21 protein-coding genes are annotated in these 22,101 nt (G+C 71.0%); 16 read left to right on the top strand and 5 right to left on the bottom strand.

Annotated elements, in window-relative coordinates:
- Window positions 1–8: 8 nt before the first annotated feature.
- Window positions 9–833 carry a putative RNA methyltransferase gene (locus ACWEV3_RS31900; RefSeq protein WP_452617435.1) on the top strand — a complete coding sequence of 275 codons (825 nt, stop codon included), beginning with the start codon at window positions 9–11 and terminating at the stop codon, window positions 831–833.
- Window positions 834–899: 66 nt separating this feature from the next.
- On the opposite strand, the gene ACWEV3_RS31905 is transcribed toward ACWEV3_RS31900, so the two are convergent.
- Together ACWEV3_RS31905 and ACWEV3_RS31910 are read right to left on the bottom strand one after the other, a co-directional pair.
- A complete protein-coding gene (locus tag ACWEV3_RS31905; protein ID WP_452617436.1) occupies window positions 900–2,360 on the bottom strand; it encodes an aldehyde dehydrogenase (NADP(+)) in 1,461 nt (486 codons plus the stop codon).
- A gap of 154 nt (window positions 2,361–2,514) precedes the next feature.
- Window positions 2,515–3,864, bottom strand: a complete 1,350-nt coding sequence (locus ACWEV3_RS31910) for an FAD-dependent oxidoreductase (RefSeq protein WP_452617437.1) — start codon at window positions 3,862–3,864, stop codon at window positions 2,515–2,517.
- 344 nt (window positions 3,865–4,208) lie between these two features.
- Between ACWEV3_RS31910 and ACWEV3_RS31915 the strand changes: the two genes are divergently transcribed.
- The 4 genes from ACWEV3_RS31915 (at window position 4,209) to ACWEV3_RS31930 (ending at window position 9,996) form a co-directional block, all read left to right on the top strand.
- Window positions 4,209–5,012, top strand: coding sequence for an SAM-dependent methyltransferase (locus tag ACWEV3_RS31915; RefSeq protein ID WP_452617438.1), 804 nt, complete (start codon window positions 4,209–4,211; stop codon window positions 5,010–5,012).
- Window positions 5,013–5,017: 5 nt separating this feature from the next.
- Window positions 5,018–7,132, top strand: coding sequence for a putative bifunctional diguanylate cyclase/phosphodiesterase (locus ACWEV3_RS31920; RefSeq protein WP_452617439.1), 2,115 nt, complete (start codon window positions 5,018–5,020; stop codon window positions 7,130–7,132).
- A 276-nt stretch (window positions 7,133–7,408) separates the two neighbouring features.
- The gene (gene thrS / locus ACWEV3_RS31925; RefSeq protein WP_452617440.1) at window positions 7,409–9,424 is read left to right on the top strand and encodes a threonine--tRNA ligase; all 2,016 of its coding nucleotides are present in this window, start codon (window positions 7,409–7,411) and stop codon (window positions 9,422–9,424) included.
- Complete coding sequence (locus ACWEV3_RS31930) at window positions 9,421–9,996, top strand: HIT family protein (protein WP_452617441.1); 576 nt, start codon at window positions 9,421–9,423, stop codon at window positions 9,994–9,996. The genes thrS and ACWEV3_RS31930 overlap by 4 nt, the downstream gene beginning before the upstream one ends.
- Window positions 9,997–10,121: 125 nt before the next feature.
- Here the strand turns inward: ACWEV3_RS31930 and ACWEV3_RS31935 are convergent, their stop codons facing one another.
- Window positions 10,122–10,649: a YceI family protein gene (locus tag ACWEV3_RS31935; protein ID WP_452617442.1), complete on the bottom strand. Its 528-nt coding sequence runs from the start codon at window positions 10,647–10,649 to the stop codon at window positions 10,122–10,124.
- Window positions 10,650–10,833: 184 nt separating this feature from the next.
- Between ACWEV3_RS31935 and pgsA the strand changes: the two genes are divergently transcribed.
- Complete coding sequence (gene pgsA / locus ACWEV3_RS31940) at window positions 10,834–11,439, top strand: phosphatidylinositol phosphate synthase (RefSeq protein WP_452617443.1); 606 nt, start codon at window positions 10,834–10,836, stop codon at window positions 11,437–11,439.
- 91 nt (window positions 11,440–11,530) lie between these two features.
- On the opposite strand, the gene ACWEV3_RS31945 is transcribed toward pgsA, so the two are convergent.
- Window positions 11,531–13,645, bottom strand: a complete 2,115-nt coding sequence (locus ACWEV3_RS31945) for an elongation factor G-like protein EF-G2 (protein WP_452617444.1) — start codon at window positions 13,643–13,645, stop codon at window positions 11,531–11,533.
- Between the two features lie 209 nt (window positions 13,646–13,854).
- Between ACWEV3_RS31945 and pdxS the strand changes: the two genes are divergently transcribed.
- Complete coding sequence (gene pdxS / locus ACWEV3_RS31950) at window positions 13,855–14,772, top strand: pyridoxal 5'-phosphate synthase lyase subunit PdxS (protein WP_132483549.1); 918 nt, start codon at window positions 13,855–13,857, stop codon at window positions 14,770–14,772.
- 42 nt (window positions 14,773–14,814) lie between these two features.
- Here pdxS and ACWEV3_RS31955 read toward each other — a convergent pair whose 3' ends face one another.
- Complete coding sequence (locus ACWEV3_RS31955; protein ID WP_452617445.1) at window positions 14,815–15,387, bottom strand: helix-turn-helix domain-containing protein; 573 nt, start codon at window positions 15,385–15,387, stop codon at window positions 14,815–14,817.
- A gap of 69 nt (window positions 15,388–15,456) precedes the next feature.
- On the opposite strand from ACWEV3_RS31955, the gene ACWEV3_RS31960 reads away from it, so the two are divergent.
- From ACWEV3_RS31960 to yajC, 9 genes are all read left to right on the top strand, one after another.
- The gene (locus tag ACWEV3_RS31960; protein WP_452617446.1) at window positions 15,457–16,164 is read left to right on the top strand and encodes an AzlC family ABC transporter permease; all 708 of its coding nucleotides are present in this window, start codon (window positions 15,457–15,459) and stop codon (window positions 16,162–16,164) included.
- Window positions 16,161–16,472 carry an AzlD domain-containing protein gene (locus ACWEV3_RS31965; protein ID WP_358578540.1) on the top strand — a complete coding sequence of 104 codons (312 nt, stop codon included), beginning with the start codon at window positions 16,161–16,163 and terminating at the stop codon, window positions 16,470–16,472. Before ACWEV3_RS31960 ends, ACWEV3_RS31965 begins: the two co-directional genes overlap by 4 nt.
- A gap of 129 nt (window positions 16,473–16,601) precedes the next feature.
- A complete protein-coding gene (gene pdxT, locus ACWEV3_RS31970) occupies window positions 16,602–17,282 on the top strand; it encodes a pyridoxal 5'-phosphate synthase glutaminase subunit PdxT (RefSeq protein WP_452617447.1) in 681 nt (226 codons plus the stop codon).
- 15 nt (window positions 17,283–17,297) lie between these two features.
- Window positions 17,298–18,050 carry a YebC/PmpR family DNA-binding transcriptional regulator gene (locus ACWEV3_RS31975; protein WP_452617448.1) on the top strand — a complete coding sequence of 251 codons (753 nt, stop codon included), beginning with the start codon at window positions 17,298–17,300 and terminating at the stop codon, window positions 18,048–18,050.
- A gap of 228 nt (window positions 18,051–18,278) precedes the next feature.
- A complete protein-coding gene (locus tag ACWEV3_RS31980) occupies window positions 18,279–18,746 on the top strand; it encodes a DUF4262 domain-containing protein (protein ID WP_235883461.1) in 468 nt (155 codons plus the stop codon).
- Window positions 18,747–18,869: 123 nt separating this feature from the next.
- Window positions 18,870–19,442: a crossover junction endodeoxyribonuclease RuvC gene (ruvC, locus tag ACWEV3_RS31985; RefSeq protein WP_452617449.1), complete on the top strand. Its 573-nt coding sequence runs from the start codon at window positions 18,870–18,872 to the stop codon at window positions 19,440–19,442.
- Between the two features lie 121 nt (window positions 19,443–19,563).
- Window positions 19,564–20,163 (top strand): Holliday junction branch migration protein RuvA, encoded by a 600-nt coding sequence (ruvA, locus tag ACWEV3_RS31990; RefSeq protein WP_452617450.1) that lies wholly within the window; start codon window positions 19,564–19,566, stop codon window positions 20,161–20,163.
- A gap of 10 nt (window positions 20,164–20,173) precedes the next feature.
- Entirely contained in the window at window positions 20,174–21,244 is a 1,071-nt protein-coding gene (gene ruvB / locus ACWEV3_RS31995) for a Holliday junction branch migration DNA helicase RuvB (protein WP_452617451.1), read from the top strand.
- Window positions 21,245–21,571: 327 nt separating this feature from the next.
- Entirely contained in the window at window positions 21,572–21,964 is a 393-nt protein-coding gene (gene yajC, locus ACWEV3_RS32000) for a preprotein translocase subunit YajC (protein WP_452617452.1), read from the top strand.
- The last annotated feature ends 137 nt before the right edge of the window (window positions 21,965–22,101 follow it).

Raw genomic sequence — 22,101 nt, forward strand, 5'->3', positions numbered from 1 at the left:
AGGCGAGCTTGCTGGACGACGTGGTGGCGGTGCTGGCCTGTCCGCACTGCGGTGCGGACCTGAACAGGGCCGGGAACAGCCTGCGCTGCGCGGCGAACCACGTGTTCGACATCGCGCGCCAGGGCTACGTGAGCCTGCTGCCGGGCGGCACGAAGGTCGTCGGTGACACGGCGGCGATGGTCGCGGCGCGAGCGGAGTTCCTCGAAGCGGGTCACTATGCCCCGATCGCCGACGCGGTGGCATCGGCGGTGGCCCCGCTCGACGGCTGCGTTGTGGACATCGGCGCCGGTACGGGTTACTACCTCGCGCGGGCCCTGGCGGATTCGGACCGCGTCGGGGTCGCGCTGGACGTCTCCAAGTACGCCTGCCGCCGCGCGGCGAAGGCCCACCCGCGCATGGGCGCCGCGGTGGCCGACGCATGGCAAGCGCTGCCGCTGCGCAGCGGCGCGGCGGCAGCGGTGCTGAACGTCTTCGCGCCGCGCAACGCGGCGGAGATGCACCGCGTGCTGCGCCCCGGCGGCCGGCTGGTGGTGGTCGTCCCGAACCCGGGCCACCTCGGGGACCTGGTGTCGGCGCTCGGCCTGCTCAACGTGGACGAGCGCAAGCAGGAACGGCTCACCGAACAACTGGCCGACCACTTCGACCTGGTCGAGCAGGAGACGTGCGAGTTCAGCCTGTCGCTGACCCAGGCGGCGGCCGAGTGGGTGGTGGCGATGGGCCCCAGCGCCTGGCACGCCGACCCCGAAGACCTGAGGGCCCGCATCGCGGCCCTGCCGAAACCGGTCACACCGATGGCTTCGGTCACGGTGGCGACGTACCGGCGCCGGGCGTGACCCGTGCGTGTTTTGGGGCGCTATGGCACCCCAAAACACGCACGGGGTCCTGACCAGCTCGAACAGTTACTCGGGTTCGTGGATGGTTTGGGGGATGTTCCAGGGGTTTTCGTCGCGGAGGGCTTCCGGGAGGAGGTTCTGCGGGACGTTCTGGTACGTCACCGGGCGCAGGAAGCGGTCGATCGACGCCGTTCCCACCGAGGTGAAGCGGGCGTCCGTCGTCGCCGGGTACGGGCCGCCGTGCTGCATCGCCGGCGACACCGCCACACCGGTCGGCCAGCCGTTGAACAGCACCCGGCCCGCGCGCTCGCGCAGGCGGCTCACCAGGGTCGCCGCGAACTCCGTGTCGTCCGGCTCGGAGTGCAGCGTCGCCGTGAGGTTGCCCTCGAACGCCTCGGCCGCGCGCCGCGCGTCGTCCTCCGAGGCATAGGTGACCACAATGGACAGCGGGCCGAAGACTTCCTCGAGCAGCGCCTCGCGATTGGCCAGGAGCGTCTCGACGTCGGTGGCCAGCAGCGTCGGCACCGCGCCGTCGTCCACGCTGCCTTCGGCCAGCACCCGCACGCCCGGCACCTCGGTGACGGCTGCCCGCCGCCCGCAGTAGCCCTCGTGTAGCCGCTCGTTGAGCAGCTTGTGCGCCGCGACGGCCTTCGACTCCGCCGCCAGCGTCTCGTCCAGGCCGTGGTCGGCGGGCAGGAACAGCAGGCCCGGCTTGGTGCACAGCTGCCCGGCGTTGCCCGAGTACGACGTCACGTAGCCCTTGGCGATCTCCTCGCCGCGGGCGCGCACCGCGCCGGGCGTGACGAACACCGGGTTCAGGCTGCCGAGCTCGCCGAAGAACGGGATCGGCGTCGGCCGCGAGTTGGCGATGTCGAACAGCGCGCGACCCGCCGGGACCGAGCCGGTGAACGCCGCGGCCTTGATCCGCGGGTCCTGCAGCGCCGCGGTGCCGACCTCGAAGCCGAGCACGACGGCGAACGCACCGTCCGGTGCGCCGGCGGAGCGCAAGGCCTCGACGATGATCTCGCCGGTGCGCACGGACAACTGCGGATGCCCGGGGTGGCCCTTGAGCACCACCGGGCAGCCCGCCGCGAGCGCCGACGCCGTGTCGCCGCCGGCGACGGAGAACGCGAACGGGAAGTTGCTCGCCGCGAACACCAGGACCGGGCCGACGGGCTGCAGGATCCGGCGCAGATCCGGCTTGGCGCCCAACGGGAATCCGGCGTCCGCGCGGTCCAGGGTGGCCTGCAGGTAGCGGCCCTCGTCCAGGACCTCGGCGAACAGCCGCAGCTGGAACGTGGTGCGCTTGAGCTCCCCGGTCAACCGCCCCTCGGACAGGTTGGACTCGGCCATCGCCAGCGGCACCAGCTCGCCGGCTGCGGCGTCGAGCGCGTCCGCGACGGCGCGGAGCTGCCGGGCGCGGGTAGCGGGCGGCTGCGCGCCGAAGGCATCGGCGGCGTCAGCGGCTCGCTGCAGGACGGTGTCGAGTTCTGCTCGGGTGGTGTCCGGGATCTCGGTCGCGGTCAACGTGCCCATCCTTTGCGCGTCGCGAATGGCGTCTCCCGACACCGTAGTACGCCACACAACCGGCAGGTCGCACGCCGTTCGAAATCACGGCCGGTGGAAACGCGAAAGGCGCCTCCGAGCCGGTTGCTCGGAGGCGCCCTTCAGGCCGAGAAGATCATTCGGCGCGGGAGATCCGCACCATCTCCTCGCGCGGCACGACCTTGACGCGCTCGCGGCCCTGGGCCTCGCCCAGCGCCTTCTCGTGCGCGTCCAGGCGGCCCCAGCCCTCCCACGTCGTGTACTCCACGCCGCGCTCTTCGAGCAGCCGCAGGATGCTGTCGTTCGCCGGCTCCTCCGCCTGCGGCATCGTCGGCAGGTCGGCGAGCAGGTTGTTGATCGTCTCCAGCGCGTCGCCCTTGGTGTGGCCGATCAGGCCCACCGGTCCGCGCTTGATCCAGCCGGTCGCGTAGACGCCCGGGATGTGCTCGCCGTCCAGGTCCAGCACCCGGCCGCCGGCGTTGGGCACCGTGCCGGTGCCGTGGTCGAACGGGATGTCCGCCAGCGGCGAACTCAGGTAGCCGACCGCGCGGTAGACCTGCTGCACCGGGTAGGTCTCGTACTCGCCGGTGCCGCGCACGTTGCCGTCGCCGGTGAGCTCCATGACCTCGACCTTGAAGCCCTCGACCCGGTCGGTGCCCTGCACCTCGACCGGCGAACGCAGGAAGTGCAGGTGCAGCCGCCGCGCGGTGTCGTGCTTCGGGTCCCGCAGCGCCCAGTCCTGCAGCGTCTTGACGATCGTCTTCACCTGGTTGTTGGTGCGGATCGCCTCCTCGCTGGCCTCGTCGAGCTCGAAGCCCTCCGGGTGCACGATGATCTCCACGTCGGCCTGGTGGTCGAGCTCGCGCAGTTCCAGCGGGGTGAACTTCGCCTGCGCCGGGCCGCGGCGGGCGAACAGGTGCACGTCGGTGACCCGGGAGTCCTTCAGGCCCGCGTGCACGTTCTCCGGGATCTCGGTGCTCAGCAGGTCATCGGCCTGCTTCGCCAGCACCCGGGCCACGTCCAGCGCCACGTTGCCGGCGCCGATCACGGCGACCTCCTCGCCGTCCAGCGTCCAGTCGCGCGGGGCCTCCGGATAGCCGTCGTACCAGTAGACGAAGTCGGCGGCGCCGTAGCTGTGCGGCAGGTCGATGCCCGGGATGTCCAGCGCCCGGTCCTTGTCCGCGCCGGTGGCGAAGATGATCGCGTCGTAGTGGTGGCGCAGGTCGTCCAGCTTGAGGTCCACGCCGTAGTCGACATGTCCGACGAACCGGATCTCGGGCTTCTCCAGCACCCGGTGCAGGGCGCTGACGATGCCCTTGATGCGCGGGTGGTCGGGGGCCACGCCGTAGCGGATCAAGCCGTAGGGCGCGGGCATCCGGTCCAGCAGGTCGATCTCGACCGGCGTCTCGGACTTGGTCAGGATGTCGGCGGCGTACACGCCGGCCGGCCCGGCCCCGACGATCGCTACCCGCAGTGGGCGAGTCATTCAATCTCCTCCTACGCCCGCTCCGGGCCGAACGGGGGTCGGCCGGATGGCGGCGCTTGACTTGCTGGCCCACGACTGGGCCTGGTGGCCGTCCACCAAGACCCCACCAGCTTAGGTATCCCTTACCCCGGATCCCGCGATGCGGACGGTGACAATGGTCATACCGGTTCCGCGGGCTCAGAGATGGCAACGCTGAGTACGTGACTAGACGCCCTGGGTGACAGTAAGATCGCCGCGTTGATCAATGCTCCGGTCGCGGCGACGTCGAACTCGAACGTTCCAGATGATCCCGATCACGGCCGTGCCTCGGGGCGCCGGAAGACCGAGCTCTGGAGGTCCCGCGGATGCGGCCGGACTGGATACCCGAAGGCGTCGACCTGGAGAAGCCCAGCGCCGCGAGGTGCTACGACTTCTACTTAGGCGGGGCGCACAACTTCGCCGTCGACCGCGAGCTCGGCCGCAAGGTGATGGAGGTCGTGCCGAACGTGCAGGAGGTCGCGGTGAACAACCGCGCGTTCCTGCGCCGCGCGGTCCGGTACTGCCTGGACCAGGGTGTGCGGCAGTTCCTGGACATCGGCTCCGGCATCCCCACCGCCGGCAACGTGCACGAGATCGCCCAGGCCGTCGACCCGGGCGCCCGCGTGGTCTACGTCGACAACGAGCCGGTCGCCGTCGCGCACAGCCGGTCGATCCTCGGCGACAACGAGAACGCCACGATCGTGCAAGCCGATCTGGTCGACGTCGAGGACGTCCTGGACGCGCCGGAGACCCGGCGGCTGCTCGACTTCTCCCAGCCCATCGCGGTCATGATGGTCGCGCTCGTGCACTTCGTCCCGGACGACAGCAAGCCCCGGGAGGTCATCCGCCACTACTACGATCGGTTGCCGGCCGGCAGCTACCTCGGCTTCTCCCACGTCACCGGTGACCACTACCCGGAAGGCGTCCAGGGGCTGGTCGAGCTGTACAAGAGCAGCACCAACCCCGTCACCCTGCGCACCCGCGCCGAGGTGGCCGGGATGCTCGACGACTTCGAGATCGTCGAGCCGGGCGTGGTCTACGTGCCCGACTGGCGCCCCGACACCGAGGACGACGTGTGGGAGAACCCGGAGCGGTCGATCGTCTACGGCGCCGTGGGGCGCAAGGTGTGACCCGGATGCCAGGTATGGGGGGACCGGCGGACGGGCAGCCGCGAGCGGACCAGGTGGTCCGGCAGTGGGCCGGCCAGATCATCAACACCAGCTACGTCCCGATGGGCCGCCGCGATCTCGAAGCCTTCCTGGGCAAGTGCTACGAGGAACTGGTGGGCGAGCTCGGCGGCGGCGGGGTGGAGGCCGCGCGCGACGTCGGTGAGCGGCTCGTCGGCGCGCACCTCACCAACTCGACGGCCCTGGCGCGCACGCTGCGGCATCTCGCCGCGGAGCTCCCGAAGTTCCGCGAGGCCGAACCGGCGAGGCTGACCGCGGTGCTCGGCGAGCTGGCCGCCGGGTACGCCGGCGCGCTGCGGGAGCAGACGCTGTGCGAGCAGGAGGTGATCCAGCGCGCCGTCTCTGACGCCCGGGACGCGGCGGAGGAGGCACTGCGCGCCAGCGAGGCGCGTTCGCGGGCGGTGTTCACGGCATCGGCGCTGGGCATCGCGATCGTCACGCTGGACGGGGTGATCGAGGAGACCAACCCGGCGCTGACGCGGATCTTCCGGCGGCCGGCGGGTGAGCTCGTCGGCGGCACGGTGTACGAGCTGGCCGACGAGGGCTGGCTGATCAAGCTCGCCGACACCGTCGCCGCGCTGGCCACGGGCGACACCGACCAGGACTTCCTGGACATCCGCTTCACCGAGCCCAACGGCTCGCACGTGTGGACCCAGCTGTCCGGGTCGCTGGTCCGCGACGCCCGCGGCGAACCGGACTACCTCGTGCTGCTCTACGAGGACATCACCGACCGGCACATGCTCCAGGAGCACTTCCGCCGGCAGGCCGTCCGGGATCCGCTGACCGGCCTGGGCAACCGCACCAAGCTGGAGTCGAGCCTGGCCGCCGCGCTGGAACCGAACCGCCCCGGCCGCCGGGTCGGGCTGTGCTACTTCGACCTCGACGGGTTCAAAGCGGTCAACGACAGCCTCGGCCACCCGATCGGCGACCGGCTGCTGCGGCAGGTCGCGCAGCGCCTCGAAGCGCTGGCCGCCGAGGCCGGTGCGGAAGCGGTGCGGATGGGCGGCGACGAGTTCGTGGTGCTGGTGCCCGACTCGTCCGGCGCCGGGCCGGTGATCGACCTGGTGGAACGCCTGCTGCGCGAAATCACCCGGCCGGTGCTGATCGGCGCGCACGAGCTCCGCGCTTCGGCCAGTGTCGGCGTCGTCGAGAGCGAGGTGGCCGGCACTGACGCCGAGGCGCTGCTGCGGGACGCCGACATCACCCTCTACCGGGCCAAGAGCGACGGCCGCGCGCAATGGGTGCTGTTCGACCCCGAGCGCAACGCCGAGGCGCGCGACCGGTTCAGGCTCTCGGCGGAGCTGCCCGCCGCCGTGGACCAGAACGAGCTGTTCGTCGAGTACGAGCCGATCTTGGACCTGCCCTCCGGCGCGCTGGCGGGCGCCGCCGCGGCCGTGCGCTGGGACCACGCGGAGTTCGGTGAGCTGGGCGACGAGCAGTTCCTCGGGCTGGCCGAGGAGACCGGGCTGATCGTCCGGCTCGGCAGCTGGGTGCTGGAGCAGGTGTGCGAGCACGCGGCGCGCTGGGTGCGGCAGCTCGGCGCGGACGCGCCGGTGCCCACGGTGAACCTGTCGCTGCGGCACTGCCGCGACCCCGAGCTCGTCGCCGACGTGCAGGAAGTCCTGCGGCGCACCGGGCTGCCGCCGGGCGCGCTGGCGCTGGGGCTGCCGGAGTCGGCCCTGTTCGACCACCAGGACGACCCGGTCGACACCCTGGAGATCTTCGCCGACATGGGCATCAAGCTGGTGGTCTACGAGTTCGGCGACGACTACGCGCGGCTGGGCCGGCTGCGCGGCCTGCCGCTGGCCGGGGTGCGCATCGACGGGCCGCACCTGGCGAGCCTGGCCGATCCGGACGGCCCGGACCCGCTGGACCGGCACCTGGTCCTCGCCGCGGTCGGCGGCGCACAGCTGCTGGGGCTGCCGGCACTCGCCACCGGCGTGCGCACCGAGCTGCAGGCCGACCGGCTGCGCGAGCTCGGCGTCAGCAAGGTCCAGGGCCCCTACGCGGGGGATCGCGCCTCGGCCCTGGAGATCGAGCAGCTCGTCGCGACGAGGAGCTGAACGTCGCGGGCAGCCTGCTCGGCTGCGACCGCGTTCCGCTCCTTCTTCCGCCACGCGCGCAACTCGCACCGCCACTGGTTCTCAGAAGTCGTCTGCGCGGGCAGACGTGTGCCGGGGATCGCACCGCTACCTGCGCCGCTGCGGGGAGCGGCCGAAAACGGGTCGCGACTGGCCGATAGCATCGGTATCCGAAGAGTATCCGCGCCGGTCCACGGCCGGCCCAGCCTAGGAGTGATCGTGTCCGTACAGCCTTCCCAAGCTCAACAAGCTCTCCGGGTGAAGGTTCCGGCGGGCACTACTGCGGGCGCGGCGGTCGCCGAGGCAGGGCTGCCGTCGAAGGGGCCGGACGCGATCGTGGTGGTCCGCGACGCCGAGGGCGACCTGCGCGACCTCGCGTGGGCGCCGGACGCCGACGTCGAGGTGGAGGCGGTCGCCGCCGACACCGAGGACGGCCGCAGCGTCATCCGGCACTCCGCGGCGCACGTGCTGGCCCAGGCGGTGCAGAACCTCTTCCCCGACGCGAAGCTGGGCATCGGCCCGCCGGTCCGGGACGGCTTCTACTACGACTTCGACGTGGACCGCCCGTTCACCCCGGAAGACCTGCAGGCGCTGGAGAAGCGCATGAAGCAGATCATCAAGTCCGGGCAGAAGTTCTCCCGCCGCCGCCTGGAGTCGGTCGAGGCCGCCAAGGATGAGCTGGCGAACGAGCCGTACAAGCTGGAGCTGGTGGACATCAAGTCCGATGTGGACACCAGCGAGGTGATGGAGGTCGGCGGCGGCGAGCTGACCGTCTACGACAACATCGACCGGCACGGCGAGGTCGTCTGGGGCGACCTGTGCCGCGGCCCGCACGTGCCGCACACCCGGTTCATCCCGGCGTTCAAGCTGATGCGGGTGGCCGCCGCGTACTGGCGGGGCGACCAGAACAACCCGCAGCTGCAGCGGATCTACGGCACCGCATGGGAGTCCAAGGAGAAGCTCGACGAGCACCTGGAGTGGCTGGCCGAGGCGGAGCGCCGCGACCACCGGCGGCTCGGCGCGGAGCTGGACCTGTTCTCCTTCCCGGACGAGATCGGCTCCGGGCTGCCGGTGTTCCACCCCAAGGGCGGCATCATCCGGCGCGAGCTGGAGGACTACTCGCGGAAGCGCCACGAGCAGGCCGACTACGAGTTCGTCTACAGCCCGCACATCACCAAGGACACGCTGTTCAAGACCTCCCGGCACCTGGAGTGGTACCGGGACGGCATGTTCCCGGCGATGCACCTCGACGAGGAGCGGGACGCCGACGGCGAGCTGCGCAAGCCGGGCGTCGACTACTACCTCAAGCCGATGAACTGCCCGTTCCACAACCTGATCTACCGCTCGCGCGGGCGTTCCTACCGGGAGCTGCCGCTGCGGCTGTTCGAGTTCGGCTCGGTCTACCGGTACGAGAAGTCCGGCGTGGTGCACGGGCTGACCCGGGTGCGCGGCATGACGCAGGACGACGCGCACATCTACTGCACCCCGGACCAGCTGCAGGACGAGCTGAAGTCGCTTCTGAAATTCGTGCTGGACCTGCTGCGCGACTACGGCCTGGAGGACTTCTACCTCGAGCTGTCGACCCGCAACGAGGAGAAGTACGTCGGCAGCGACGAGAGCTGGGCGGTGGCCACCGAGGCGCTGCGCACGGCCGCCGAGGACTCCGGGCTGGAACTGGTGCCCGACCCGGGCGGTGCGGCCTTCTACGGCCCGAAGATCTCCGTGCAGACCAAGGACGCGCTGGGCCGCAGCTGGCAGATGTCGACCATCCAGGTCGACTACCACCTGCCGGAGCTGTTCAACCTGGAGTACACCGCGCCGGACGGCAGCAAGCAGCGGCCGGTCAAGATCCACCGGGCGCTGTTCGGCTCGATCGAGCGGTTCTTCGGCGTGCTGACCGAGCACTATGCGGGCGCCTTCCCGGCCTGGCTGGCGCCGCAGCAGGTGGTCGGCATCCCGATCGCCGACGAGCACGTCGAGCACCTGCAGCGGGTGGCGAAGACGTTGCGCGCCAAGGGAATCCGCATCGACGTCGACACCAGCGACGACCGCATGCAGAAGAAGATCCGCACCCACACCACGCAGAAGGTGCCGTTCCTGCTGCTGGCCGGCGGCAAGGACGTGGAGGCCGACGCGGTGTCGTTCCGGTTCCGCGACGGCAGCCAGATCAACGGCGTGCCGGTGGACGCCGCGGTGGCCGCGCTGGAGGACTGGATCGGGCGCCGCGAGAACGCCTCGCCGACCGCGGAGAACTTCCAGGCGGAGCGGGCGTGAGCGGAGTTCGCGGCCCGGAGGGCGTCGAACTGACCGAGCAGTCGGGCGTCGGGGTGCCGGACGCGTTGCAGCGGCTGTGGACCCCTCACCGGATGGCCTACATCCAGGGCGAGAACAAGCCGGAGGGCGACGACAGCGACGGCTGCCCGTTCTGCCGGCTGCTCGAGTCGGGGCGGCCGGACGACGAGACGCTGATCGTCGCGCGCGACGAGCTGGTCTTCGCGATCCTCAACCTGTACCCGTACAACCCGGGGCACCTGATGGTGCTGCCGTACCGGCACGTGGCCGACTACACCGAGCTCAGCGCGGCGGAGACGGTGGCGGTCGCGGAGTACACGCAGCGGGCGATGCGGGTGATCCGGCGGGTTTCCGCGCCGCACGGGTTCAACATCGGGCTCAACCAGGGGCCGGTGGCGGGGGCGGGCATCGCGGCGCACCTGCACCAGCACGTGGTGCCCCGCTGGGGCGGCGACTCGAACTTCATGCCGGTCATCGGCCACACGAAGGTGCTGCCGCAGCTGCTCGGCGAGACCCGCCGGCTGCTCGCCACCGCCTGGTCCGAAGCGGACTGATCGGGTGGTCCGCAGTTTCAATTGAAACTGCGGTCCCCTTGGGTCTCGCAGTTTCAATTGAAACTGCTCCCGGACGGCGACGGGCCGAGGACGTGATCGTCCTCGGCCCGTCGTGCCGTCGTCGCTCAGCCGCGGAGCTTGGCCTCGATGTCGAGCGTGATGGTGATCTTCTCGCCGATCATCGCGCCGCCGGCCGGGCCGACGCCGAAGTCGGTGCGGTTGAGGACCACCTTGGCCGACAGGCCCAGCAGGCCGTCCTCGGTGAAGCCGCCCAGCTCGGTCTCCAGCGACACGGGCTTGGTGACGCCGTGCAGGGTGAACTCGCCGTCGATCACGAAGTCCTCGCCGTCCTGGCGGACGCCGGTGGAGCGGAAGGTCGCGGTGGGGAACTGCTCCACGTCGAGGAAGTCGGCGTTGCGCACGTGCGCGTCGCGGTCGGCGTTGCCGGTGTCGATCGACGTGGCGTCGATGGTGGCGGTGACGGTCGACTCCAGCGGGTCGGCCGCGGTGACGATTTCGCCCTGGAACGCGCCGAACCGGCCACGGGACTTGCCGACGCCCATGTGCCGCACGGTGAACTGGATGTCCGAGTGCACGGTGTCGATGTCCCAGGTGCCCGCGACGTAGCCGGGGATCTGCGCGGTTGCGGTCATGCTGCCTCCAGGGGAGAACGAAGTGGCAATCTCGTCCGAAGAACCAAATTGAAAGTTCAATTATTCCGCCTGTGTTCGCGGTCACGGCACCCGGTTGTTCCCGCACACCTGCCGTGCGATTGATCAGCTGCGGCTAATCTGCAGGAAACGACACTCGGTGCACAGGCGGCTGATACTTCACGCAATGCTCAACATCTTCGCGCGGGCTTCCATTTCGCGACTGACCGACCCGATCGGCGCGGGGTTGGTCCGCCTCGGGCTGTCGCCGAACGCGGTCACGGTGGCCGGCACGGTCGCCAGCGCCGGGGCGGCGATGTGGTTCTTCCCGCGCGGCCAGCTGTTCGTGGGCACCGTGGTGGTCGCGGTGTTCCTGCTCTTCGACATCCTCGACGGCGCGATGGCGCGGGCCGGCGGCAAGGCGACGCGGTTCGGCGGCGTGCTGGACGCGAGCTGCGACCGGCTGGTCGACGGCGCGCTGTTCGGCGCGCTGGTGTGGTGGGCGCTGGTCGTCGACGTGAACCACCTGCGCGGCCTGGCGCTGCTGATCTGCCTGGTGAGCGCCCAGGTGATCTCCTACGTGAAGGCGCGCGCGGAGGCCAACGGCCTCAGCGCCGACGGCGGCCTCGCGGAGCGAGCCGAGCGGTTCCTCGTGGTCCTGGTCGGCACCGGCCTGCACGGCCTGGGCGTGCCGTACGTGCTGGACGTCGCCGTCTGGCTGCTGGTGGCCCTGTCGCTGGTCACGATCGCCCAACGGCTGATCGCGGTGCACATCTCCTACCGCGACCGCTGACGCGGCCCGCCGTCGGCGTTACGCAATTTCAATGGAAATCGAAGGTCCGATTTCCATTGAAATTGCGGGACCGCGGGACCGGGCGCCCCGGTCACTTCTGCGGGATGAGGGACTCCGGCATCGGCTCGTAGCTCTCGAACTGCCGAGTGAAGGTCGCGCTGCCGGAGCTCAGCGACCGCACGTTCACCGTGTAGCGCACGAGCTCGCTCGCGGGCACGTGCGCGCGCACCACGGTCCACCCGCTGTCCTCCGGCTCCGTGCCGACGACCTTGCCGCGGCGGCTGGACAGGTCGCCCAGCACCGCCCCGAGGTGTTCGTCGGGAATGCGGACCGCGACCTCGTCGACCGGTTCCAGCGTGACCAGCCCCGCCTGCTCGGCGGCGGCCTTGAGCGCCAGCGCGCCCGCCGCCTGGAACGCCGCGTCGGAGGAGTCGACGCTGTGCGCCTTGCCGTCCACCAGCGTGACCCGCACGTCCACCAGCGGGGCGCCCTCGTTGATGCCCTTCTCGATCTGCGCCCGCACGCCCTTCTCCACGCTCGGGATGAACTGCCGCGGCACCGCGCCGCCGACCACGCGCTCGGTGAACTCGACGCCGGAACCGCGCGGCAGCGGCTCCACCTCGATGTCGCACACCGCGTACTGGCCGTGCCCGCCGGACTGCTTGACGTGCCGTCCGTGGCCCTTGGCGGGCTGGACGAAGGTCTGCCGCAGGGGCACCCGCACCGGCACCGTGTCGATCTCGGCGCCGCCCTCGCGCAGGCGTTGCAGCACCACCTCCGCGTGCGCCTCGCCCATGCACCACAGCACCAGCTGGTGCGTCTCGCTGTCGCGTTCCAGCCGCAGGCTCGGGTCGGCGGCGATCAGCCGGTTGAGGTTGCGCGCCAGCGCGTCCTCGTCGCTGCGGGTGTGCGCGGTGACCGCGATCGGCAGCAGCGGTTCCGGCATCGGCCACGGCTTGAGCAGCAGCGGGTCGGACGGATCGGACAGCGTGTCGCCGGTCTCGGCCGAGCCGATCTTGGTCAGCGCGCACAGGTCGCCCGCGATGCAGTGCGACACCTCGCGCAGGTTCACGCCCAGCGGCGAGTAGAGGTGCGCCACCCGCTCGTCCTCGTCGTGGTCCGGGTGCCCGCGCTCCGCCATCCCGTGCCCGGAGACGTGCACCGGGCGCTCGGGGCGCATCGTGCCGGAGAACACCCGAGCCAGCGACACGCGGCCCACGTACGAGTCGACCGAGGTGTGCACGACCTCGGCCGCCAGCGGCCCCGCCGGGTCCGGGGTGAGCGGGTGCGGGTCGCGGCCCTGCGGGTCGGTGAACTCCGGCAACGGGTGCTCCAGCGGCGACGGGAAGCCGCGCCGGATGCCTTCGAGCACCTCGCGGATGCCGACCCCGGTCAGCGCGCACACCGGCAGCACCGGGTGCAGGCCGCCCTTCGCCACGGCCTTCTCCAGGTCGGCGATCAGCGTGTCCTCGTCGATCTGCTCGCCGTTGAGGTACCGGTCCATCAGCGACTCGTCCTCGCTCTCGGCGATGATCGCCTCGATGAGCTCGCCGCGCGGCCGGTCGATCTGCTCGCGCAGCCGATCGTCGGCCGAGACGGTGCCGCCGAGCTCGTAGATCTGCTCGGTGAGCAGGCCGATCAGGCCGAAGAACTCGCCGTCGGAGTCGAAGTGCGGCAGGTACAGCGGCAGCACGCCCGAGCCGAACGCGTCCTGGCAGCTCAGCAGCGCGGTGTCGAAGTCGGAGCGCGGCTGGTCCAGCCGGGCGATGAGCACGGCTCGCGGCATGCCGACCGCGGCGCACTCCTGCCAGATCGCGCGGGTCGCGGCGTCGACGCCTTCGGTCGCCGAGACGACGAACAGGGCGGCGTCCGCCGCGCGCAGCCCGGCGCGCAGCTCGCCGACGAAGTCCGCGTAGCCGGGCGTGTCGATCAGGTTGATCTTGACGTCGCCGTGGTTCATCGGCGCGATGGCCAGGCCGATGGACCGCTGCTGCTCGATCGAGGCGGGCTCGTGGTCGCACACCGTGGTGCCCTCTGTGACCTTGCCCGATCTGGGAATCGTCGAGGTGGCGGCCAGCATCGCCTCGGCGAGCGTGGTCTTGCCGGCGGCCGACGGGCCGACCAGCACCACGTTGCGGATCTTCGCGGGATCTGAGGGGGCCGGTATCGCCGGCCCTCCTACTGTGCCGCTTTGCTTCGTGCCCATGAGTACCCCCTGCTAGCTCCCGGCGACCGACTGTGTCTCCGATCACACACCTCGCGTTCGGGTCGTGCAAGGCCGGTGGTCACCCGGCATGGGAGTGATGTCGCCGCCGGGCAAGTGGACTACCGGAAATCGCGGTTAGTGGACCGTGGAAATGGTCCAGTTCGGGAATAGCCTTGTCGCGGCAGAGCAGGACGACAGGAAGGCCGAAGGTGACTACCGTCGACGCCAAGGACACCGCCAACAACGCCCGGACCGGCACTGACGGGGTCAAGCGCGGCATGGCAGAAATGCTCAAGGGCGGCGTGATCATGGACGTGGTGACGCCCGAGCAGGCCAAGATCGCCGAGGCCGCCGGTGCGGTCGCGGTCATGGCGCTGGAGCGGGTGCCCGCCGACATCCGCGTCCAGGGCGGCGTGGCCCGGATGTCCGACCCGGACATGATCGAGGGCATCATCGACGCCGTCTCCATCCCGGTGATGGCCAAGGCGCGCATCGGCCACTTCGTCGAGGCGCAGGTCCTGCAGTCGCTGGGCGTGGACTACATCGACGAATCCGAGGTGCTCACCCCGGCCGACGAGGTCAACCACATCGACAAGTGGGCCTACACCGTGCCGTTCGTGTGCGGCGCGACCAACCTCGGCGAGGCGCTGCGGCGGATCTCCGAGGGTGCGGCGATGATCCGCTCCAAGGGCGAGGCCGGCACCGGCAACGTCGTGGAGGCGACCCGCCACATGCGGCAGATCCGCGCCGACATCCGGCGGCTGTCGGTGCTCGGCGAGGACGAGCTCTACGTCGCGGCGAAGGAGCTGCGCGCCCCGGTGCAGCTGGTCCAGGAGATCGCCAGGACCGGGAAGCTGCCGGTCGTGCTGTTCACCGCGGGCGGCATCGCTACCCCGGCGGACGCGGCGATGATGCGCCAGCTGGGTGCGGAGGGCGTCTTCGTCGGCTCGGGCATCTTCAAGTCCGGCGACCCGGCGAAGCGCGCCGAGGCGATCGTCAAGGCGACGACGTTCTACGACGACCCGGACGTGATCGCGAAGGTCTCCCGGGGCCTCGGCGAGGCGATGGTCGGCATCAACCTCGACGACCTCACCGAGCAGCAGCGCTACGCCCAGCGCGGCTGGTGACCCCGACGCGGCCGGGGTGCCTCCGGGTGCCCCGGCCGCGCGTCAGGCGTGCTCCATGACGAGGACCGCTCGGGTGGCCGGTTCGAGGGCTTCGTACATGTGGGGCACGTCGCCGGAGAAGGAGATGTAGTCACCCACGCCGAGCTCCACCGGGTTCTCCTCCGGACCTGCCAGCAGGCGTCCGGAGGTGAGGACGACGTGCTCCACCGATCCTGGGATGTGGGCGTCCGCGTGGCGGACCCCGCCCGGCTCCAGTTCGAGGACGTAGAGGTCGCGACGGGCCCCGGAGCGGCCGGAGGACAGCAGCGCCGCGGCGTAGGTCGACTGCTCCGAGCGCACGAGCGGGACCTGCCCGGCCCGCACGACCCGCACCTGCGGCGTCGGTGGATCGACGAGGCGGCTGAAGGGCACGCCCAGTGCCACGCCCAGCGCCCAGAGCGTTTCCACGCTGGGGTTGCCGGTGCCGGATTCGAGCTGCGACAGGGTGGATTTCGCGATCCCGGCGCGCCGGGCGAGTTCGGTGAGGGTCAGCCCGGCGCGGTCGCGTTCGCGGCGCAGGGAGGCGGCGATGGTTTCCAGCGGCGGCGCGGCCGCCGTGTTCTCGGTCTCACTCATGCCTGTTCGCTCTGTCGGTCCTTGGATTCGGTTTGACGAACAACGCCCTTGGTGTTCAGGATAACGAACGTGAGTACGTTAGAGCGAACACGAGCGGGATTCTGGCGGGACGCGCTGGTGCGCGACGTGCTGTCGATGGCCCTGGCGATGGCCATCGTCGGCGCGTCGCTCGGCGCCATCGCGGTGAGCAAGGGCGTGCCGCTGTGGATGATCACGCTGATGGGCGCGGTCGTGTTCGCCGGCGGCTCGGAGTTCATGGTGGTCGGCCTGGTCACCGCGGGCGCCGCCCCGGTCACCGCGGTGCTCGGCGGCCTGATGCTCAACGCCCGGCACCTCCCGTTCGGCATGGCGGTCGGCGGCCTGCTGGACCGCGGCTGGCCGAGCCGGCTGATCGGCAGTCACCTGATGGTGGACGAATCCGTGGCGTTCGCGCTGGCGCAGGACACCACAGCGCAGAAGAAGCGCGCGTACTGGCTGACCGGCATCGCCCTGTACTGCGCCTGGGCCCCCTCGGTGTTCCTCGGCGGCCTGCTCGGCCAGAGCGTCGGCGATCCGGGAGCCTTCGGCCTGGATGCGGCGATGCCCGCAGCCCTGCTGGCCCTGATCATGCCGTCGCTGCGGGAGTTCCGGACCCTGCGGGCGGTCGCGGTGGGCGCGTTCGTGGCCTTGCTGACCACGCCGGTGCTGCCCGAGGGCCTGCCGGTGATGGCCGCGCTGGTCGGCCTCGCCGCCGCGCTGCCGTTGCCGAAGCGACTGGTGGGGGAGGAGGCCCGATGACTCTCGGCGTGATCTTCGCGCTGGCCGCCGGCACCTACGCCATGCGGCTGGCCGGCCCGCTGCTGCGCGGCCGGATCCAGATCTCGGAGCGGTTGGAGCAGCTGCTGTCGATCGCCGCGATCGTGCTGCTCGGCGCCTTCGTCGCCACCAGCACCGCCTTCGAGTCCGGCGGCTTCGCCGGCTGGGCCCGCTTCGCGGGCGTCGCGGTCGGCGGCGTGCTGGCGTGGCGGCGGGCGCCGTTCGTGTTGGTGGTGGCAGCCGCGGCGGCCACCACGGCCCTGCTGAGGCTCACCGGCCTGGCGGGGTAGGTCGCCGCAATTTCAATGGAAATCGGACCTTCGATTTCCATTGAAATTGCGGCAGTCGGACTGCCGGGGGCCTGCGGGCCGCGCATCCCGGCCTTCGGTTGTGGACGGAAGTGCAGGAGAATCGGAACCGTGACGAAACCCGTGATCGGAGTCCTCGCTCTGCAAGGCGGCGTCGCCGAGCACCTGGCCGCGCTGGAGCGCAGCGGGGCCGATGCCCGGCCGGTTCGCCGAGCGGAGGAGCTGGCGGCGGTGCAGGGCATCGTGCTGCCGGGCGGCGAGTCGACCACCATGACCCGTCTGCTCGACACCTTCGAGCTCTACGAACCGTTGCGCGAACGCCTCGCGGCGGGTCTGCCCGCGTACGGCTCGTGCGCCGGGATGATCATGCTCTCCAGTGGAGTGCTCGACAGTGACATCCGAGGGGACCGGGAACTGCCGGCGGTCCGCCCGCTGGGCGCGCTGGACGTCGTCGTGCGGCGCAACGCCTTCGGCAGGCAGGTCGATTCCTTCGAAACGGACCTGGAATTCGCCGGCATCCCGGACGGCCCCGTGCACGCGGTGTTCATCCGCGCACCCTGGGTGGAGAAGGTCGGTGACGATGTCGACGTGCTGGCCGCAGTACCTGACTCGGGGCCCGATGACCCGGACACCACCGGGCGGGATGCGGCCGCCGGTAGGATCGTCGCGGTTCAGCAGGGACCGGTGCTCGCCACCGCTTTCCACCCGGAGCTGGTCGGCGGGGACGAGCGCGTGCACCGCTATTTCGTACAGATCGTCCGCGCGCGGCTTGGTTCCACGGCGCAGGCGTAGAAAGACGGAGGAGAGATGAGCGGCCACTCCAAGTGGGCCACCACCAAGCACAAGAAGGCCGCCCTCGACGCCAAGCGCGGCAAGCTCTTCGCGAAGCTGATCAAGAACATCGAGGTTGCCGCTCGTACCGGTGGGGGCGATCCCGAGGGCAACCCGACCCTGTACGACGCCGTCCAGAAGGCGCGCAAGAACTCGGTCCCGATGGACAACATCGAGCGCGCCCGCAAGCGCGGCGCCGGGGAAGAGGCCGGCGGCGCCGACTGGCAGACGATCATGTACGAGGGCTACGGCCCCAACGGCGTCGCAGTGCTGGTGGAGTGCCTGACCGACAACCGCAACCGCGCCGCGGGCGAGGTGCGCACCGCGATGACCCGCAACGGCGGCTCGATGGCCGACGCGGGCTCGGTGTCCTACATGTTCAACCGCAAGGGTGTCGTGCTGCTGCCGAAGAACGGGCTCAGCGAGGACGACGTGCTCTCCGCGGTGCTGGAGGCAGGTGCCGAGGAGATCAACGACCTCGGTGACAGCTACGAGATCCTGGCCGACCCGACCGACCTGGTCGAGGTGCGCAAGGCGCTGCAGGCGGCGGGCATCGAGTACGACTCGGCGGAGTCGAACTTCCTGGCCTCGGTCAACGTCGAGCTCGACGCCGACGCGGCCCGCAAGATCTTCAAGCTGATCGACGCCCTCGAGGACTGCGACGACGTGCAGAACGTCTTCGCCAACTTCGACGTGTCGGACGCGGTGCTCGAAGAGGTCAACGCGTAACCGGTGCGCAGCGGTGGCATCGCCACCGCCAGTGACCGATGGAGCGACCGGCCCCCAGCAGCGGGGCCGGTCGCTTTTGTCGGCTCGGGGAGCCGGCGGCCACGCGGCGTGCTCGGCCCGCTCCCGCCGGTGTCCACAGTGGCCGACGCCCGGGTGGCGGCGGGAGCGGATCTGCTCCGCAGGCAGAATGGCGCCGTGGTCGACACGGATGAGGCTCTGCGCAAGTGGATGGTGAACACCGCGGACAAGCACGGGGCCGCGGTGATGCACGTGGCGGGCGACGACAGCGGCGCGGCGTACGCGTTCTCGGTCGGCGCGTGGCGGCGCTTCGGCAAGCCCGAGGTCGTCGTGATCGGTCTGCCCAAGGAGGTCGCGCACGCGGTGGTCAACACCTACGTGCAGCGGGTCGGCGGCGGCGAGCGGTTCCAGCCGGGTCAGCTCTACGACGGCTTCCTGCAGGGCTGCCCGGTCACCTTCGAGAAGGTCGCGCTGCAGCACTACCCGGAGTACCTGGGCAGCGCGTTCCTGGTCTACAACGGGCCGGACTTCCCGGCGGTGCAGCTGATCGCCTCCAGCCCGGACGACGGCAAGTTCCCGTGGCAGCCCGACGCGCCGGGCGGTTTCCGCGAGTACCAGCCGGTCCTGACCGACAGCGGCCTCCCGGAATCCTGGACGCCCGGGACCGACGGTCCCTGACCACCGAGGACGCCGCGCGTTCTGACCCGGTCGGGTGAGGCGCGTGCGTGTCGGTGTGGTCGCGGGCTCCGGCGGTTCGATAAGGTTCGAACGAGTGTTCATCAGGCGGGAGCAGGTGGCGTCGTGCGCGTGCTGGGAGTCGACCCCGGGCTGACCCGCTGCGGCCTCGGCGTGGTCGACGGCGGCCGCGGCCGCGAGGTCGCCTGCATCGCGGTCGGCGTGGCGCGCACCCCGCCGGAGGACGAACTGTCCAGCCGGCTGCTGGCGGTGTCCGAAGTGGTGGAGCAGTGGATCGACGCGCACCGCCCCGAGGTGGTGGCGATCGAGCGGGTCTTCAGCCAGCACAACGTGCGCACCGTGATGGGCACCGCGCAGGTCTCGGGCATCGTGGCGCTGGCGGCCGCCCGCCGCAAGCTGCCGGTCGCCTTCCACACGCCCAGCGAGGTCAAGGCCGCCGTCAGCGGTTCCGGCCGCGCCGACAAGCGCCAGGTCACCATGATGATCACCAAGATCCTCGGACTGGCCGAAGCGCCCAAGCCGGCCGACGCCGCCGACGCGCTGGCGCTCGCGGTCTGCCACATCTGGCGCGCCCCGATGGCGGCCCGGCTCGCCGAGGCGGAGGCCAGGGCGGCCGAGCTCGCCCGGAACCACCGCGCCAGGCTGAAGGCCGCCGCGCAAGCCAACCGAAGATCGTGATGGTCGTCCCCGAAGCGGCGAAGCCGCTCGGCCCACGTGCGCGAGGTGACCACCGGCGGCGTTCCGCCGAGCGATCACCTGCGCAGAACTAGCCCATGAACAGGTTTGGAGGGATTTCCCGATGATCTCCACGGTCCGGGGTCCGGTGCTGTCCATCGGGCTGGACCACGCCGTGATCGAAGTCGGCGGCGTGGGCATGGCGGTGCACGCCACCCCGGTGACGCTGGCCGCCCTGCGCCGCGGCGAGGAAGCGCGGCTGTGGACGTCGCTGATCGTGCGCGAGGACTCGCTGACGCTCTACGGCTTCGCCGACGCCGAGGCCCGCGACCTCTTCGTGCTGCTGCAGACGGCCTCCGGGGTCGGCCCGCGGCTCGCGCTGGCCACGCTCGCGGTGCTCGCGCCCGACCAGCTCTGCCACGCGCTGGCCGACGGCAACCTGACGGTGCTCACCCAGGTGCCCGGCATCGGCAAGAAGAGCGCCGAGCGGCTGATCCTGGAGCTGCGCGACAAGGTCGGCGTGGTGGCCGGGACCGCGGCCGGACCGGTGGCCTCGGCGGATCGCGGCCGGGTGCGGTCCGAGGTCTCCGAGGCGCTGGTGGGGCTGGGCTTCTCGGCCAAGCAGGCCGAGCAGAGCGTCGAGGCGGTGTTGGCCGCCGGCAACGGCGACCTGGACACCTCGGCGGTGCTGCGCAAGGCGCTGGCCACGCTGGGGCCGAAGTGAGGCCGGCCTGATGCACGAGGACAACGACGAATGGCCGCCGTCCGCTGACGGCGTCGCCCTGACCCCGCAGCAGGACCTGGGTGATCAGGACGTCGAGACGACGCTGCGCCCGCGCAAGCTGAGCGAGTTCGTGGGCCAGTCCCGCGTGCGCGAGCAGCTGGAGCTGGTCCTGCACGGCGCGCTCAAGCGCGGCGAGCAGCCCGACCACGTGCTGTTCTCCGGCCCGCCCGGGCTGGGCAAGACCAGCCTGTCGATGATCATGGCGACGGAGCTGGGCGCCTCGATCCGGGTCACCTCCGGGCCGGCGCTGGAACGCCCCGGCGACCTCGCGGCGATGCTGTCCAACCTCGCCGAGGGCGACGTGCTGTTCATCGACGAGATCCACCGGATCGCCCGGCCCGCCGAGGAGATGCTCTACCTGGCGATGGAGGACTACCGGGTGGACATCGTGGTCGGCAAGGGACCGGGGGCGACCAGCATCCCGCTGGAGCTGGCCCCGTTCACGCTGGTCGGGGCCACCACCCGGTCCGGCGCGCTGACCGGGCCGCTGCGCGACCGGTTCGGCTTCACCGCGCACATGGAGTTCTACTCCGAGGCGGAGCTGGAGCTGGTGGTGCGCCGCTCGGCCGGGATCCTGGGCGTGGACCTGCGCGACGACGGGGCGATCGAGATCGCCCGCCGGTCCCGGGGCACGCCGCGGATCGCCAACCGGCTGCTGCGGCGGGTCCGCGACTTCGCGGAGGTGCGGGCCGACGGCGTGGTCGACCGCGAGATCGCGCGCGCCGCGCTGGCCGTCTACGACGTCGACGAGATGGGTCTGGACCGGCTGGACCGGGCGGTGCTCGCCGCGCTGGTCAAGTCGTTCCACGGCGGCCCGGTGGGCATTTCGACGCTGGCGGTCGCGGTCGGCGAGGAGTCGAGCACGGTCGAGGAGGTCTGCGAGCCCTACCTGGTGCGCGCGGGCATGATCGCCCGCACCCCGCGCGGCCGGGTCGCGACGGTCGCCGCGTGGCAGCACGTGGGCCTCACGCCGCCGCAGCACGCGCCCGGCGAGGCGCAGACCGACTTCTTCGCCGAGTGATCCAATAGTGACAAATCGCCGATACTGTGTGCGTCGCCCAGCCATCGGCTCGCAGCCGGGGCGTTGGTCCGTGCTTGCGGCGTGACGTTATCCTCCTCACGTCCCGCTCGGTGGTGGTGAACCGCGCGAGGCGGCACCGCCGGACGGGTGGTGTGCCGCGCGGCAGGCACGAACCGCGCCCCGCGCGAGAGCGGGGAGACTCTCCTGGTTCCCAGCGGGAGAGGACGTCGACCCGAGTTGACCTGGCACACTGGGGCAGAACATCCGAACAATTCGGGCGCAGTACTGCGAGGGCTGGGCCCCGAAGCGTCCGCTGAACGGAGCACGATGGACCTCCAATCCCTGATTCTTCCGCTGCTGATCGTCCTGCTGGCGGTGCCGCTGTTCCTGCAGGCCCGCAAGCAGAAGCGCGCCGTGGCCGAGCAGCAGAAGCTGCAGAACTCGATCGAGCCGGGCGACAAGGTGATGACCACCTCCGGTGTGTTCGGCAAGGTCGTCGCCACCAGCGACGACACCATCGACCTGGAGCTCGCCCCGGGCATGACCACCACCTGGGTGCGCGCCGCGGTCCGCGAGAAGGTCACCACCGACAGCGCCCCGGCCGCCGAGGCGGTCGAGTCGACCGAGTCGGCGAAGACCGAGGAGGCCCCGGCGGAGGCCGAGGTCCCTGAGTCGAAGGCCGAGATCGCCGAGCCGATCGAGAAGCAGAAGACCAACTGACAGCAGGCGCAACGCCTCCCCCGGGCGCCGCAGGGCGCCCGGCGGGCGGGTTCGCCGCAGCCAGGTCGTGACGCGGGCACCGGGATTCCGGGCCCGCGTCCGTGCGTAGTCGTCGATCAACGCACGGTCGCCACCCG

The organism is Saccharopolyspora sp. NPDC003752, from assembly GCF_053605825.1.